Consider the following 15,781-nt stretch of genomic DNA (forward strand, 5'->3'; position numbering starts at 1 on the left):
ATCAAAAACGTCAGATGATTCCGGGACGGTGGGATACTGGTTGCCTCCTTCTCTGAACTATTGAACCGCCGATGAAGAGAGAGGTGCGGCGCTGAGGAATATCACACTGATTCCCGCGGTGTGATCGACTCTCTCGACAACCCGGCGTTGGCGGCAACGTCCAACGCCACGGCTGCCCAATCGAGGTCCGCCCGCCCTTGAGCCATCATCGCCAGAAAGCGGTCATGCAGCAGGCTCGCCAAAGGCATGGGCACCGTGGCGGCCGCTGCCGTCTGCAGGACCAGGTTGATATCCTTGAGCCCCAGCGAGACCGTAAAGCCGGCCGGCCTGTAGTGCTCCTGCGCGATCGCGTCTCCGTAGATTTGATAGGTGGGACAGGCAAATAGCGTCTGGCTCAGCATGGCGGCCAGCTTCGTCCGGTCAACCCCGTTTTTTTCCGCCAAGGTCAGAGCTTCAGCCAAGGCTTCGATCGCAGAAGCCAGGAGAAAGTTTCCGGCGAGCTTGACGACATTGGCCGCTCCTGGTTCCTCACCGAAGTCGAAGAGTCCTTGTCCGAGCGTATGTAGGATTGGTCGCACCCGGTCTTTGGCTGCTTGTGGGCCCGAGAGGCAGATCCAGAGTTTCTGTGCGACTGCCGCCTCTGGCCTTCCGAAGACCGGCGCGGCAAGATAGGCCACCTGATACTTGTTATGGTGTTCGGCGAGACGGCGCGCAGTCGTGGGAGATATGGTGCTCATGGACAGGTGGATGCCACGGGGGCCTAAGCGCTCCAGAATGCCTCTCTCTCCGAGCACAATCGTCTCAACCGCCTGATCGTCGGCCAGCATCGTCAGTACGATTCCGCCGGCTTCTGCTGTGTCACAGGGATGAGGCATCAACTTCGCCCCTTGCGCGACCAAGGGCGTGGCTTTGTCCGGCGTGCGATTGTAGACACGGAGACGGTAGCCTGCTTTGAGGAGACTGCCGGCCATCGCTCGTCCCATATTTCCCAAACCGATAAATCCGATGAGGTCCGTCATCCGTTGCTTTTCCATCGATCATGCGCGCGCCAGGCTCATCACTCAACGACCCACACCGCGTACCCGGTCGCCTGCTGCAGCAGCTTCCGTGTGATACCTCCGAAAAAGAGCTTTTTCAGGCCTGACACGCCATGCCGGCCGACCACGATGGTCTGAAACCGGCCCTTTCGAGCTTCTTCGAGAATAGTTCCGACGACATCGTCTTCGTAGCCGAACTTCAGGCGGACCCCAGAGGCGGGGAATCCAGTCCTCTCGAGCGTCTGATGAGCCTTCGACAAAATCTTGGATTCCAGTTTCTGCTCCTTCCGATACCAGGACTTCCGATCTTTCCTGAGTTGCTTGCCCAACTGTTCCTCACGAACAGGATCCTCGGATCCTCCATGCTCCCGTAAAACCGGTGGCAGTGGGTTGAGAACATGAAAGAGCGTCACGTTCACACCGGGAGTGGAGTGCAGTAGCCGTCCCACATATTTCACCGCCCTGGTTGAATCCTTGGAGCCGTCAACCGCAACCAGAATCCGAATGGAAAGGTTGCTCCGATTGATGGAGGACCGCCGCCCGACCTTGCTGCTCAACTTGCTCCGGTCGGCTCGCTTTGGCAATACAGGCTGAGCGGCGGGACGAGAGGCGAGCACATCCCGCTTCATGGTCAACGTTTTCCGAACAGGAGATTGACTATTTTCTCTCGTCATCGCGACCTCACCAAGAGGATGAGGTTTGCAAGCTCAAAACGAACAGCCTTCTTCACAATTTCAGATCATGGTCAGGAAGACAGCTCGCATGCGTCAACACGTTCGTTGCTCTCCTTATGCTTTCTCAAACGTAGCAGAAACAGGAGTTCCCGGTGAAGGGGGCATCTCGTTATTCGTAGAAGTTCGATGAAGTTGAGAAGTACTCTTGTACGTGCCTTGTGTAAGGATTTTAGAAGCTATCGCGTCATAGCACTATCGCGATTTATAGATACGATCATGTCATAAATACTTGTATTTGGTGTGTCCTACATGACAGAAATTGCTGAGGCACACCTGATCTGCTTCGATCTGCTTAAGAATCGACCGATCTGGTCAGATCCTACGCTAGCAGGCTGCGGAAAAACCCTCCGTTCATCCTTCGAGAGCCTCAGGACGAACGGAGCGGTCATCGAATTTACTGAGGTTTTCCGTTCGTGCTGAGCCCTTCGACTGACTCAGGACAGGCCTGTCGAAACACACAAACCAAGTTTTTCCATAGCCGGCTAGGGATTGTCCTAGCTGACCAGATTGGAAGTTTTAGGCTAATCCACTGGGAGGGATACGATACTGAGGGAATTCTGTTGCCAGAGTTATTCAAAAACCCCAAATCGGTGGTGCGGTTGAAAGAACTCGTCGTCGTATCGGGTGACTACCTGGGCTTGTCTCCTGAAAGTTCGACTAGACCGGACCATTTTCCATATCTGTCTGCGACAACGAGATCGAACAAGCCGATTGAATAAGAACCGAACCATCCCTGTCGACATCCGTCTCTTGGCACGCCCAGCATCGCTCGGACATGTGGTTTATTTGGTCGATCGAGAAGGCATTGTTCTGTACGCTCAGGGGAGCGATCCGGATTTCCTACAGGACCTAGGATTGCTGCCGGGCTATGACTGGTCGGGACGATCATTACGGTGCGAATGCCGACCGTTCATGCCCAAAGCGATGTGGAGGCCGAGACTCTGTGATCCATCGACAGGGCAGGCTCTTCGCGCCGACTGTCTCTCGGCCATGCGCCTCACAAGACCGATGGTGGACTCATGTTTAAGATTCTGATCGCCGATGATTTCCCCGTCCTCCGGGAAGGCGTCAAAGAGATCTTGAGCAACGTCATGTCTGTCACAATCGGAGAAGCCGCCGACATCCCGGAAATGCTTCAACTCATCAGGACTCAACCCTGGGATGTCGTCGTCCTGGATGTCAATATGCCGGGTGGCAGCTCAGTCGACGCGCTTCGTGAGGTCAAACGCGAATATCCCAAACTTCCGGTTCTTGTGTTGAGCATGTATCCGGAGGAACAGTACGCGCTACGGATGTTTAAGGCCGGCGCCAATGGATACCTCACCAAGACGGCCATTCCCACTGAATTGGTGCAAGCCGTCAAGAAAGTGCTCGGCGGCGGCAACTACGTCACCCCACGAATTGCCGAGCAACTGGCCGTCGCCTACGGATTCCCGACCAGGCATCGCGACCAACTCAGCAACCGTGAACTGGAAGTCTTGCGCCTGATTGCGTCGGGCAAGACGTGCACGGAGATCGCCGCCGAACTGTCTTTGAGCGTGACGACCATCATCACCTATCGGGCGCGGATTCTCGAGAAACTCCACCTGAGGAACAACATGGAACTCACGCGTTACGCGCTCGAACAGAAACTCGCTGTGTAATTCGACCAGCCTGCTTCCGGGACTGTGCGCGAGGTGGGATTGTTTCTCATCAGCCTCCGCAACGATGGTCTCTCTACCGGGCCCATGCGATGTGGGGGGCTTCGAGTGGAACAGCCGCATCCTGGTGGGCAGGCACGACGCGAGGAGTAAAGTGGGCCGACGGCCGCTTGGACTGAACGATTCCCTGGTACCGATGCCAACCCGGCGCGGTCGATGCTGTTTCCTCCCTGACGAGCGGCCGGCACAGGCGATCTTGTCCCTCTTCCGGATCAGCATAGAGTTCGACCCGGACAGCGGCAGGATCCAGCCGGCCTAAATGGACCGGCACCAAGAAGCGCCACAACTCACCTTCGCGCGTGATTCGCACTTCTCCGAAACGAATGCTTGGCCAGTGTTGCTCCACCGCAGCTTGCCAGGCGACAAGATGCTTCACCAGGCTCCCGCCTTCCGCCATTCGCTTGCGATAGTTCCGGGTTGCAGGGAGGTAGAGGGTCTCTACATACTCGCGCAACATACGATTGCTGCTGAATGCGGTAGCGAGCCGGGCCATACTTTCTCTGATCCGAGCGACCCACTTGTTTGAAATGCCACGCGCATCCCGCGTATAAAACTCCGGTACAATCTGCCGTTCCAACAGATCATACAGCTGCCCTGCCTCGACGACGTCCCACTCAGCATCGTCGTGCTCCCGACCGTCGCCCAAAGGCCAGCCCACTTCCAGGCCGTAGGCCTCGGCCCACCAGCCGTCCAGTTCAGAAAGGTTGAGCCCACCGTTGACCAGGACCTTCATTCCGCTTGTCCCGCACGCTTCCCATGGGCGTCTCGGCGTGTTGATCCACAAGTCCACGCCTTGCACCAGATGCTGAGCCAAGACCATGTCGTAATCCGCGATAAAAATGACCCGCTGGCGAACCGCCGGCGAACGCGCGAAACGCACGAACTGTTGAACGAGGTGCTTGCCCTCTTTATCCTGTGGATGTGCCTTTCCCGCCACCACAAGTTGGACTGGTCGTTCGGGTTGGTTCAGGAGCCGGGCCAACCGTTCAGGATCATGGAGCAACAATGTGGGACGTTTATAGGCTGTGAATCGCCGGGCGAACCCGATCGTCAAGGCCTGGGGGGCGAGCGCCTGCCGGATCGCCGAGACTGCCTCGGGATCGGCACTGAGCAACTGATATTGAAGCACCAGCCATTGCCGGGCATAGGTTACGAGGGCTTGCCGACCTTGTGCGCGCAACTTCCAGAGGTCTTCGTCCGATACGTCGCGGATCGCCTTGGGTAGTTCCTTCAAGAGCCCTCGCCACCGCTCTTTGCCGCAGGTCTCCGTCCAAAGCCTATCCGCCCACTCCGAATCCCACGAAGGCACATGCACTCCGTTGGTCACAGACGTCACAGGCACTTCCTGTTCCGGCCATCGCGGATAGAACGGCTGAAACAGCCGGCGGCTGACCGCGCTGTGCAGTCTGCTGACCCCGTTCACAAAGAGGCTTCCTCGCATCGCCAGCGCCGCCATCGTGAAGGGTTCTTCCGTGCTCTGAGGATGAGTACGGCCCAGGCGAAGGAATTCTTCCATTCTCATGCTTAATTGACCGGCGTACTCGCGAAAGTAGCGCTGCATCAAGCTCGGCGGGAAGGCGTCGAATCCCGCCGCCACCGGGGTATGCGTGGTGAAGATCGTGCCGGCTCTCGTCGCGCACCACGCTTCTGCGAAGGGTTGCCCCGTCTTCTGCATATAACTCCGAGCCCGTTCCAACACTGCAAAGGCCGCGTGCCCTTCGTTTAAATGACAGATTTCCGCCTCAATGCCCAGCGCGAGGAGCACACGCCAGCCACCAATGCCCAACACCATTTCCTGAATCAGACGGAGTTCCGGTCGGGCGTCGTAGAGTTTGCTCGTAATACCACGGTCGAATGCGCTGTTGAGCTGATCGTTGCTGTCCAGCAGGTATAACGTAGTCCGCCCGACCTGCACGAACCAGACGCGAAGGAATACGGTGCGACCCGGCAGCTCGAGTGGGACGCGAAGCCATTCTCCCTTGGCCAGCATGACCGGCTGGATGGGAAGGCTGATCGGATCGTTGTACGGAAAGGCCTCGATTTGCCAGCCGTTACCAGCCAGGAGTTGGCGGAAATATCCCTCTTGATAGAGGAGGCCGACCCCGACCATCGGTACGTCGAGATCGCTGGCTGTCTTCAACATATCCCCGGCCAGAATACCCAAGCCACCGGCATAGAGCGGAAGCGCCTCGCCAAGCCCGAACTCCATGCTGAAATAGGCGATCGTCTTGAGCGCCGGGGGAGGATAGCGCTCACGACACCACCCGCGCTCGGCTAGATACCTGCGCCTCGCAGCGACAACCTGTTGCAGTTCCTCTCTGAAGACCGAATCGTGCGCGGCTTGTTCTAACCGCTCATGCGGAACATACTGGAGCACCGACCGAGGATTGCGCGTCTGGTCCCAGATATCGGGGTCAAGCATAGTCCACAACTTGTCGCTGGTATGGACCCACGTCCATCTGACATCGAGCGCCAGTTCCGCGAGGGGTTTCAACTCCTCAGGAAGCGCGCGGAGCATCACTAGTGGGTGCTTAGTCATGGTGTGATCCCCATCCTTTCGTGAGCGGTTGTCGCCGACTTGCTCCTCATGTGACAACTGTCGACTCGTCACGCCGGCGGCTCAGCCAAGCCTCCGTGAGTTGGCTCTTGACCTCACCGGCATCCGGTCGGAGGCCGACCCAACCCTCAATCGAGATGATCTCTCACATGGTTCTCTGGGGGTTCTGCCAGCCGTCGCCTCCGATCAGCCCATCGGCTTCACGCGGGCCCCAGGTGTTTGGGGCATACTCGTACAGTGGCGTCGTGGTCTTGAGAATCGGGTCCAAGGCGCGCCAGGCGGCTTCCACTCCATCGTTGCGAGCGAAGGGCATGGGGTCGCCTCTCATGGCGTCTCCGAGCAGACGCTCATAGGGGTCTAACCCCTTTCCCCTCGTGTCCTCCGAACTCACGCCGCATGGCGGACAGCACTTTGTCTGCGAACTCCGCTTCCCGCGCGAGCTGAACCACTGGTAGAGCGCCGCGCTCAGGACAGGAGCGGGAACCGCCTCGTCGAGGGCGGCGTTGATGGTCCATCGTCCCTCCCGGGAGTCCGACACCCGACCGGAGAATTGAGAGAGGTCAGGACTCTCGATGAGCACACTCGAAGTGAGGTCGAGGAGCCATGACGCGATCACGCTGCCTCTGCGCCAGACCTCGGCAATGTCGGCCAGATCGAAGGTGTACCGGTAGTGATCGGGATGCCGCAGCGGAGCGGTCTCAGCATCGGGAGGCGGCGGGCGGTTTCCGACATCGGCGTGACGCAGGATGTTCAGTCCCTCCGCATAGGCCGCCATAAGGCCGTATTCGATCCCGTTGTGCACCATCTTCACGAAGTGGCCGGCACCGCTTGCCCCACAATGCAGATAGCCCTGCTCGGCGGTGCCGCCCGCCTTTTCGCGACTCGTTGTGCGAGGAGCGGCTTTCATGCCGGGAGCCAAGGCGGCGAAGATAGGGGCGAGCCGCTCGACGATGTCCTTGTCGCCACCGATCATCAGACAAAAGCCACGGTCGAGTCCCCAGACACCTCCACTCGTCCCAACATCCACGTAGTGAATGCCTTTGGGTGACAGTTCTGTTGCGCGCCGAATGTCATCATGATAGTGGGAGTTCCCTCCGTCGATGACGATATCGTCGCGATCAAGGTGCGGAATGAGATCGCTTAATGTCCGATCCACCATGCCGGCCGGCACCATCAACCAGATGATGTGGGCCTTGGGCAGATGATGGACGAACTGTTGGAGCGAGTCGACTCCCTGCGCACCTTCCTTCACGAGCGCTTGCACGGCTTCCGGATGGATATCGTATACGACGCAGCGATGGCCGGCTCGCATCAGTCGTCGTGTCATATTTGAACCCATCCGGCCGAGTCCGATCAGTCCAAGTTCCATACACACCTCTTTCTCTCGACTGCGGCAGCCAAGTCCTTCTTGGTCGCCGCTCCCTGAGTCAGTGTTCCCTCAGACTACTTGCCAGGCCTCGCGCACTCGCCACCTGTGTCTTGGCGACGGCCACGATCTGCTCCGGCGTAAAACCGAATTTCCGCTGCAGCTCTTTCAGCGGCGCCGAGGCCCCGAAGGTTTTCATACCTATGACGGCGCCGCCGCGCCCGGTGTATTGTGTCCACCCGAACGTCGAGGCCTGTTCCACGGCGATACGCGCGGTCACGTCGGGAGGGAGCACCAGGTCGCGATATTCTTGGCTCTGCTGTTCGAACAGTTCCCAGCAGGGCATGCTCACCACCCGAGCTTTGATGCCGTCGTCCCTCAACTGCTCAGCGGCCGCGACACAGAGCGCGACCGCGCTTCCGCTGGCCAGCAGCAACACGTCCGGAATTCCCTCACCGCCGTCGACGAGTACGTACGCTCCCTTGGCTACACCGGAGGCCGAGGCAACTTGCGTGCGATCCAGCGTCGGCAGCGCCTGTCGCGACAGGACCAACAACGCCGGTTCGTGCCTCAACTGCATGAGGATGCGCCAGGCCTCGACCACTTCGTTGGCGTCCGCCGGCCGGAGCACGAGAAGATTTGGGACGGCTCGGAGCGACGCTAGCTGTTCGACCGGTTGATGGGTCGGGCCGTCTTCGCCCAGGCCAATCGAATCATGGGTGAAGATGTAGATGACCGGAAGCTCCATGAGCGCAGACAGCCGGATCGCCGACCTGGCGTAATCGCTGAAAATCAGGAAGCTGGACCCGCATGGCCGGACTTTTGACAGCGAGAGCCCGTTCAGCACGGCGCCCATCGCATGCTCACGAATGCCGAAGTGGAAGTTCCGGCCTCCATATGAACTTGCTTCGAAATCTCCCGCTTTGTCGAGCGTGAGCCTGGTCTTCGTCGAGGGCGCCAGATCAGCGGAGCCGCCGATCAACCAGGGCACATGCTTGGCAATGGCGTTCAACACCTTGCTTGATGAATCCCGCGAGGCGAGCCCTTTGACGTCGGCTGGAAAAGTCGGCAGGTCTTTCTCCCATCCGTCCGGCAGGCGGCGGTGTTGCATTCGATCCAGTTGGTCGGCGAGGTCCGGAAAGCGCTGTTTGTAATCGGCGAATGTCGCCATCAAAGTCTCGCGCGCCTGATGCCCGCGCTTGCCCATCACGGTTTGGAAATGTTCGCGGACTCCGTCCGGGACCAGGAACTTGGCTTCCTCCGGCCAGCCGTAGTTGCGCTTGGTCAGCCGGATCTCCTCCTCGCCGAGGGGCTCGCCGTGCGCCGCGTGGGTGTCCTGCTTGTTGGGCGAGCCGTAGGCGATGTGACTATCCACGATGAGCAGGGTGGGCCGGTCGGTGGTGCGCCTGAACGTATTGAACGCACGGTCAAGCATCGTCAGATCATTCGCGTCGCCGACGCGCGTGACGTTCCAACCGTAGCCGATGAAACGCGTGGCCACGTCTTCGCTGAAGACTAAGTCGGTGTGCCCTTCGATCGTGATCTTGTTGTTATCGTAGATCCAGCAGAGATTGGAGAGTTTGAGATGGCCGGCCAGCGACGCGGCTTCTCCCGACACCCCTTCCATCAGACACCCGTCGCCGCACAAGCCGTACACGTCGTACTCAAACATCCTGAAATCCGGGCGATTGAAATACTCCGCCATCCACTTGCCCGCGATGGCCATGCTGACGCTGGTCGCGACTCCCTGGCCCAGCGGGCCCGTCGTGGTCTCAATGCCGGAGGTCCACCGGTACTCCGGATGGCCCGGACACTTGCTGTCGAGCTGGCGAAAGCGCTTGATGTCGTCGAGTGTGACCGAGAGTTCCCCCAGCGCCTCGTACTGAGGGTTGACCGCCTTGACGCCGCAGAGATGCAGCAGCGAATAGAGCAGCATAGAGGCATGGCCGTTCGATAGCACGAAGCGATCGCGATTCGGCCAGATCGGGTCTTTAGGATCGAACCGCAGAAACCGTTGCCACAAACAATAGGCCACCGGTGCCAGCGCCATTGGCGTCCCGGGATGGCCCGAAGCGGCGGCCTGCACCGCGTCCATTGAGAGCGTGCGAATCGTGTTGATACAGAGCATGTCAAGTCGCTTGTGGTCCTGAGTCATGTTGCCCTCTCTCGTTTAATTGGCGGCGTAGCGTCGACGTCTCGATGGTTCCAGAAAGCCGAACGTTTCCGGCTAAGCAGCGCCTCAGGCTGTCGATAGCGGTACAATCAGCCGGACGGCCTGTTCTTCACTCAATGGACGACAGATTCCTGGACAGGTGAGGCAAGGGTGGACTCCAGTGCTTCGCCTAGCGTCGTCAAGCCGGCTGTGACCTCTTCGCGTAGATGGACCCGCAGCACCCGTCTGCCGTGTTTGCGCAACGATTCGAGATCGCCGAGCGCCTGGGCATGTTTGAAGACGCCGAATGTGTAGGGCTTATCAGGAATCGCCGCGTCGATCGCCTCGTCGGCAGTGATCAGCAGGAAGAGACCCGTATTGGGACCGCCTTTATGGAATTGCCCGGTGGAATGGAGGTAGCGAGGCCCGTAGCCGACCGTCGTGGCGACATGCAATCGATCCCGCAACAGTTCACGGATCGCCTGAAGCCGTTCCTCGATGTCCGTCTGTTCAGGGAGGTATGCCAGCAACGCCACATAATCTCCGACGAGAGCTTGCTGAAAGAATCGTCGCAGCACCTCCGACGCGGAATGCCCGACCTCCCGGGCGTAGAGCGCCAACGACCCTTCCACGACCGTCGAAGATTCTTCAGGCAACCCTCCTCCCTGTTCGACGTTCGCAAGCAAGCGGTTGGTGTTATCCTTGCTCTCCTGCACATTCGGCTGATCGAATGGGTTTATGCCGAGGATCGCCCCGGCTGTCGCCGCGGCCATTTCCCAACGGAAGAACTCCTGTCCAAGATCGAGCGGATCTTCCAGTTGAATGCTCACGACCGGTTTCCCTGCCGCCTGTAGAGCCGCGAGGTTCCGATCCAACGACTCGTCACGTTCGTCCTGTGCGTGGATAGAAATAAACAGCCGATCATCCCCATAGACGGATGACTCCCCGAAAGCTTCACCCGCGACCGGCAGCAACCCGACGCCTTCCTTGCCGGTACTTTCAGCCAGCAGTTGCTCGATCCAGAGTCCCAACGCCCGAAGCGAAGGCGAGGTCAGGAGCGTGACCTTGTCGCGGTGGTGCAGAGCCAGTTCTCCCATCACCGTGCCTAAGACGATTCCAGGAGCTTCTTTGACCGGCACGCAGGCCGCGTTGGCATGCACCATCCGAAGGGCACGCACCAGCAATTCAGACACATTGACGCCCATCAGCGTCGCGGGCACGAGGCCGAAATATGACAGAGCGGAATACCGACCGCCGATATCGGAAAAATTCAGAAAGACTCTCCTGAACCTCCGTTCTTCAGCCTGCTTGACCAGTGGGCTGTCCGGATCCGTGATCACGACAAAATTGTCTCCTGCTTGAAGGCCCTTGATCTTCTTCAGCTTGGCAAAGAAATAGTCCCTGAACGCCAAAGGCTCGGCGGTTGTCCCGGATTTGGTCGCGACAATAAACAGGGTATCGGCCAAAGGTCCTTCTTGTTCGATCTTTAGGACTGTCGCGGGATCGGTCGTATCCAGCACCATCAACGGGAGCCCGCCTGTCCTCCGTGGACAGATTCGCTGGAAGACCAGCGGAGCCAAACTGCTGCCTCCCATCCCCATATGAACGACGCGCCGAAACCCGTCGCGGCGGACTTCCTCGGCGAACCCGAAGAGCTCGTCAAGATGGTCTTCCATTTTCTCCGCGACATGCAGCCATCCCAAGGAGTGCCGGATCGCCTCTTGATGGTGCGCATCCGGCTTCCACAAGGCCGCCTCTTTCCGCCAACAGCGAGAGGTGAACCGATTTTGCTCTAGGGCGTTGAGCCGATCCTGAAGGAACGAGTCGTATCCCGGAAGCGTCAACGTTTGCCGATCCAACGGCTCTTTCAAGGTCGCCGTGCGCTTTCGTTCGATGCTTTCCGTGAGACCATCGAACGCCGTAATGAATTTCCGGATACCGTCTTCCTCGAGTTGGTCGCTCACCTTCTCCAGATCGATCCCGATCTTACGGAGCCGATCGAGCACATTCCGCGCCTCCGTTATTCCTTCTTCCAATCGAGCCGACGGCCGGCCGTGATCCCGATAGGCCTGCAACGTCTCCAGCGTCAGTGTGTTCACTGTATCCGGACCGATCAGCGCCTCCACATACTTCACGTCGCTTTCCTTCGGATTCTTGGTGCTCGTGCTGGCCCAGAGCAATCGTTGCGGTCTCGCCCCTTGAACAGCCAGTGGACGGAACCGCTCACCATGGAAGAGCTCTTTGTAGATCTCGTATGCGGCCTTGGCGCAGGCAATGGCCGTCTGTCCGAGGAGGTCATGATAAGACTTGTCGGTATTCCTCTCCTGCCGGCGCTGGTCCAACAAAGAATCCACGAGGATGTCAATTCTACTGAGGAAAAAGCTCGCTACCGACGCCACGCGGCCGAGCGGCATCCCTCTCGCCAGGCGGGCCGTCAGTCCCTCAACGTAGGCTTCGCAGACATCGCGATAGCGGGAAAGGCCGAACAGCAAGGTGACGTTGACATTAATACCCTCCGCTGTGAGCTGACGGATGGCAATGATCCCCTCGCGCGTTCCGGGCACCTTAATCATCACATTCGGTCGGTTGAGCAGTTGCCAAAGACGGCGCGCTTCCTCCACGGTTCCTGTCGCATCATCGGCCAGGTCCGGGGAGACCTCAAGGCTTACGAAACCGTCTCTTCCCTCCGTCTGGTCATAGACTCGTCTGAACAGGTCGGCGGTGCATTGCACATCGTTGAGGGTCAGATCCTCATAAATCTCCCGGGAGGCTTTGCCTTCCAGCGTGAGGGCACGAATTCTGTCGTCGTAGTCACGACTCCCCACGATGGCTTTTTCAAAAATGGAAGGATTGGACGTGACTCCTCGAGCGCCGCAGTCCTCCCTCAACTGCTGCATCTCGCCCGAGGTCAGCATGCCCCGCCGAATGAAGTCCAGCCAGATGCTCTGTTCAAACGTCTGAAGGTGTAGTAAGGGATTGGTCATGGTATCCTTCCCAAGCTAGAAATCTTCCCTATAACGACTGAGTTAATCGACCACTCTGCGTATTCGACGGAGGCTTCCGCTGATCGCTTGCTGCTGAATGCCCGAGAATCTCACACCCAAGCCGAAGGTCTTCGTCTCGAAAGTGTCTCTATCCTGACCAAGATTGATACATCCATTCGACCAGTCAGAACATCAGGAAAACTCTCATCGTTCTGCCGAAAAATCACAGCGTTTTCTGTGTCCTTCCACTGAGGACAAAAGACCCGTTCTTATACAGCTTCGTGGTTTCCGCCTCGATGATGTCCTGCACGCCTTCTCCTTTGATCTCGCCTCTCGGTAAACCGCTTTACCGCTGACGCAATCCCGGACGCACCACCTGATACGGCCGCAGGAGGTAGGCCACCAATGCAAATCCGCTCCAGATGTGGACGAGTCTGCTGAATGGGATCAGCGCAAACAGAGTCATCCCTAATACCATATGAACTTGATAGACCAGCGACAGCTCCACCACGAAGGAAGCGGCGTCCCCGTGAAACGTGATGATATGACGGGCCCATTGGGACAAGGGTATCAAGTTGCCTCCTGACAATTCCTGGGCGGAAAAATACAGTGTGACCAAGCCGAAGGACAAGGTCATGAGAATCCATAGGAGCACGACCATGTCCATCACGCGCGTGGTCGCGCGGATTCTCGGCTCCGTCACGCGCCGATGGATGAGCATGAGGAGCCCGACCAAGCAGGCTGATCCGAAGAGTCCACCGCTGATCATGGCCACCAACTGATGTCCAGGTAGACCGATACCCATCATCCCGAACACCTCCGGCATGAGAATGCCGATAAAATGTCCCAGGAAGAGGAACAACACGCCGACGTGGAAGAGGTTACTGCCGAATCGGAGCGTTCCGCGCCTGAGCAACTCGCTTGAATCGCTGGTCCAGGTATATTGGCCTCGCTCGAACCGCAGCAAACTGCCCAGGAGAAACAGGGAGCCGACGATGTACGGATAGATTTGAAAGAAGAACTCGTGAAGATTGGACATATCACATCCTCATCCTGTCGAATCGTGTCAGGTCTCACGATGTCTGTCGCCGCCGAGCGGTTCTTTCGTGAACGTTCCCTGCACTCCCATTCGAATCCCGGACTGCTTCCGACGAAGAAATCGCTTCATGCTACGAATCGGGGACGAGGTTCCCGATAACACGGAGCCGGGAATCATCGCCGTGAGGGCATCGAAGGCTCCAGCGTAGGGGGAACAGACAGCCGCGAGCCGGTTATGCAGAGATTCCACCACATCTTCGATGGCGGCGAGTCGCCCTTGCGCCTCCTCAGGTGGAATCAGGGACAGGAACTCGAGGAACAGCGGAAGAAAATCCGGCAATTCCCGGCTCGTCGGTTCCAGACCGAACCGTCGGTATTCTTCCACCTGTCGAGCCATCGCCTCACCCCGCTCGCGGGAATCCCCCATCGTGTGCTCGAAGACATGCAGTGAATGGGCGGCATTTCGATCAAAGGTCTCCACGTATGTCGCTTGCAGGTCGATCAAGGTTCCGCGCTGCAGATGGGTGAACAAGCCGTCGAGCCGACGCCCCGCGCGCCGGCTTCGTCCGGTCTCGGTGGACAGGATCGCCCGCAACTCGCCGACCGATTGCAGCCAATGCTGTTCGGGATAGGTCAAGAGCAGGGTGATGACCTTATAGAGCCTCACGGCCTGCGGCTCCCTCTCTTGATCTCATTCACGCTGATCAATTGCACCTTCGTCCGTTCCTTGCCGGCGAACACACTCGCCCCCGTCACTCCCTCGGAAAATCGGCTGTCGGCGGAGAAGCCGCAGGAACCCTGGTCATCGAAACTATGTGACATGGCCTCCTGATGGTTGGTTGGAATGACGTAACGGTCTTCATAATCGGCAATCGCGAGGTACCGGTACATCTCCTCGATCTGGGCTTCGCTCAGTCCCACCCGTGGCAGCGACAGGGCTGCGTCGTCCCCCATGTCTTTCTTTCGCATGTAGCGGCGCATCGCGAGCAGCCGATCCAACGCGCGCACGACGGGCTCCTCTTTGCCTGCCGTCAGAAGATGTGCGAGGTAGCGTACAGGAATCCGGAGGGAGGATGTATCGGGAAGCCCGTCCACCTCAGAATGCGCAGTCTCGGCTGAATTCGAAACCGGTGAGAGCGGGGGTATGTACCACACCATGGGCAACGTTCGGTATTCGGGATGGAGAGGAAACGCCAGACGCCACTCGATCGCCATCTTATAGACGGGGGACCGCTTGGCAGCCTCCAGCCAATTGTCTGGAATCCCGTTCTGTTTCGCCTGCGCCTGCACAGCCGGATCTTTGGGATCGAGAAACAGTCCAAGCTGGGCCTCATGCAGATCCTGTTCCTGTTCGACGGTCGCCGCTTGTTCGATGCGATCCGCATCATAGAGGATGACTCCCAGGTATCGCAGGCGACCGACGCAGGTCTCCGAACAGATGGTCGGCTGGCCGGATTCGATGCGCGGATAACAAAAGGTGCATTTCTCAGCCTTGCCTGTGTGCCAGTTATAATAAATCTTCTTATAGGGACAGCCGCTGACGCACATCCGCCAGCCACGACACTTATCCTGGTCCACCAGCACAATGCCGTCTTCCTCTCGTTTATAGATCGAACCGGACGGACAGGACGCGACGCAGGTGGGATTCAAACAATGCTCGCAGAGCCGGGGGAGGTAGAACAGAAAGGTGTTTTCGAATGAAGCCAGGAGATCCTGATCGATTCCATCGACATTGACGTCCTTGAAGCGCTCCGCTGACTCGCCGCCAAGATCGTCTTCCCAATTCGGACCCCCGTCGATCTTGTCCTTGATTTCCCCGGTGATGATGGACATTGCCCGGGCTGTGGGCGTCGTCGGTCCTTCCGGCGCGCGCTGGAGTGTGTTGTAGTCGAAGGTAAATGGTTCGTAGTAATCGTCCAGCTGCGGCAAGTTGGGGTTCGAGAAAATGTTGGTCAGGATTCGCCAGCGCGCGCCCTGTTTCGGCTTGATCGTGCCGTTCTCCTTACGTTCCCAACCGCCGTTCCAGCGTTCCTGGTTTTCCCATTCATGGGGATAGCCGACGCCCGGCTTGGTTTCGACGTTGTTGAACCAGACGTATTCCATGCCTTCACGTGACGTCCACACGTTCTTGCAGGTAATGGAGCAGGTGTGACAGCCGATGCATTTATCAAGGTTCATGACCATAGCCACCTGCGCGCGGACTTTCATAAGAC

Annotated in this window: 10 protein-coding genes; 1 reads left to right on the forward strand and 9 read right to left on the reverse strand. The window is 58.4% G+C overall.

Features of this window, described 5'->3' with window-relative positions:
• Positions 1 to 101: 101 nt before the first annotated feature.
• Positions 102 to 1,034, reverse strand: a complete 933-nt coding sequence (locus P0120_12740; GenBank protein ID MDF0675186.1) for an NAD(P)-dependent oxidoreductase — start codon at positions 1,032 to 1,034, stop codon at positions 102 to 104.
• A 23-nt stretch (positions 1,035 to 1,057) separates the two neighbouring features.
• Positions 1,058 to 1,711 (reverse strand): universal stress protein, encoded by a 654-nt coding sequence (locus P0120_12745; protein ID MDF0675187.1) that lies wholly within the window; start codon positions 1,709 to 1,711, stop codon positions 1,058 to 1,060.
• A 1,079-nt stretch (positions 1,712 to 2,790) separates the two neighbouring features.
• On the opposite strand from P0120_12745, the gene P0120_12750 reads away from it, so the two are divergent.
• Positions 2,791 to 3,414 (forward strand): response regulator transcription factor, encoded by a 624-nt coding sequence (locus P0120_12750; protein ID MDF0675188.1) that lies wholly within the window; start codon positions 2,791 to 2,793, stop codon positions 3,412 to 3,414.
• A 73-nt stretch (positions 3,415 to 3,487) separates the two neighbouring features.
• On the opposite strand, the gene glgP is transcribed toward P0120_12750, so the two are convergent.
• The 7 genes from glgP to narH all read right to left on the reverse strand — a co-directional run bounded on the left by glgP (position 3,488) and on the right by narH (position 15,776).
• Positions 3,488 to 6,010: an alpha-glucan family phosphorylase gene (gene glgP / locus P0120_12755; GenBank protein MDF0675189.1), complete on the reverse strand. Its 2,523-nt coding sequence runs from the start codon at positions 6,008 to 6,010 to the stop codon at positions 3,488 to 3,490.
• 163 nt (positions 6,011 to 6,173) lie between these two features.
• Entirely contained in the window at positions 6,174 to 7,397 is a 1,224-nt protein-coding gene (gnd, locus tag P0120_12760) for a decarboxylating 6-phosphogluconate dehydrogenase (GenBank protein ID MDF0675190.1), read from the reverse strand.
• A gap of 58 nt (positions 7,398 to 7,455) precedes the next feature.
• Positions 7,456 to 9,549 (reverse strand): transketolase, encoded by a 2,094-nt coding sequence (tkt, locus tag P0120_12765; protein ID MDF0675191.1) that lies wholly within the window; start codon positions 9,547 to 9,549, stop codon positions 7,456 to 7,458.
• A 131-nt stretch (positions 9,550 to 9,680) separates the two neighbouring features.
• Complete coding sequence (locus tag P0120_12770; protein MDF0675192.1) at positions 9,681 to 12,530, reverse strand: bifunctional transaldolase/phosoglucose isomerase; 2,850 nt, start codon at positions 12,528 to 12,530, stop codon at positions 9,681 to 9,683.
• A gap of 346 nt (positions 12,531 to 12,876) precedes the next feature.
• Complete coding sequence (narI, locus tag P0120_12775) at positions 12,877 to 13,569, reverse strand: respiratory nitrate reductase subunit gamma (GenBank protein ID MDF0675193.1); 693 nt, start codon at positions 13,567 to 13,569, stop codon at positions 12,877 to 12,879.
• 27 nt (positions 13,570 to 13,596) lie between these two features.
• On the reverse strand, positions 13,597 to 14,235 hold the full coding sequence (gene narJ / locus P0120_12780; GenBank protein ID MDF0675194.1) for a nitrate reductase molybdenum cofactor assembly chaperone: 639 nt from the start codon (positions 14,233 to 14,235) through the stop codon (positions 13,597 to 13,599).
• Entirely contained in the window at positions 14,232 to 15,776 is a 1,545-nt protein-coding gene (gene narH / locus P0120_12785) for a nitrate reductase subunit beta (protein ID MDF0675195.1), read from the reverse strand. The genes narJ and narH overlap by 4 nt, the downstream gene beginning before the upstream one ends.
• Positions 15,777 to 15,781 lie beyond the last annotated feature (5 nt).

It is taken from the genome of Nitrospira sp. (assembly GCA_029194675.1).
Lineage (GTDB): Bacteria > Nitrospirota > Nitrospiria > Nitrospirales > Nitrospiraceae > Nitrospira_D.

Excerpts from the sequence above, each read along its gene's own strand:
- P0120_12740 (MDF0675186.1), bottom strand. The coding sequence starts at position 1,034 with ATGGAAAAGCAACGGATGACGGACCTCATCGGATTTATCGGTTTGGGA.
- P0120_12745 (MDF0675187.1), bottom strand. The coding sequence starts at position 1,711 with ATGACGAGAGAAAATAGTCAATCTCCTGTTCGGAAAACGTTGACCATG.
- P0120_12750 (MDF0675188.1), top strand. The coding sequence starts at position 2,791 with ATGTTTAAGATTCTGATCGCCGATGATTTCCCCGTCCTCCGGGAAGGC.
- glgP (MDF0675189.1), bottom strand. The coding sequence starts at position 6,010 with ATGACTAAGCACCCACTAGTGATGCTCCGCGCGCTTCCTGAGGAGTTG.
- gnd (MDF0675190.1), bottom strand. The coding sequence starts at position 7,397 with ATGGAACTTGGACTGATCGGACTCGGCCGGATGGGTTCAAATATGACA.
- tkt (MDF0675191.1), bottom strand. The coding sequence starts at position 9,549 with ATGACTCAGGACCACAAGCGACTTGACATGCTCTGTATCAACACGATT.
- P0120_12770 (MDF0675192.1), bottom strand. The coding sequence starts at position 12,530 with ATGACCAATCCCTTACTACACCTTCAGACGTTTGAACAGAGCATCTGG.
- narI (MDF0675193.1), bottom strand. The coding sequence starts at position 13,569 with ATGTCCAATCTTCACGAGTTCTTCTTTCAAATCTATCCGTACATCGTC.
- narH (MDF0675195.1), bottom strand. The coding sequence starts at position 15,776 with ATGAAAGTCCGCGCGCAGGTGGCTATGGTCATGAACCTTGATAAATGC.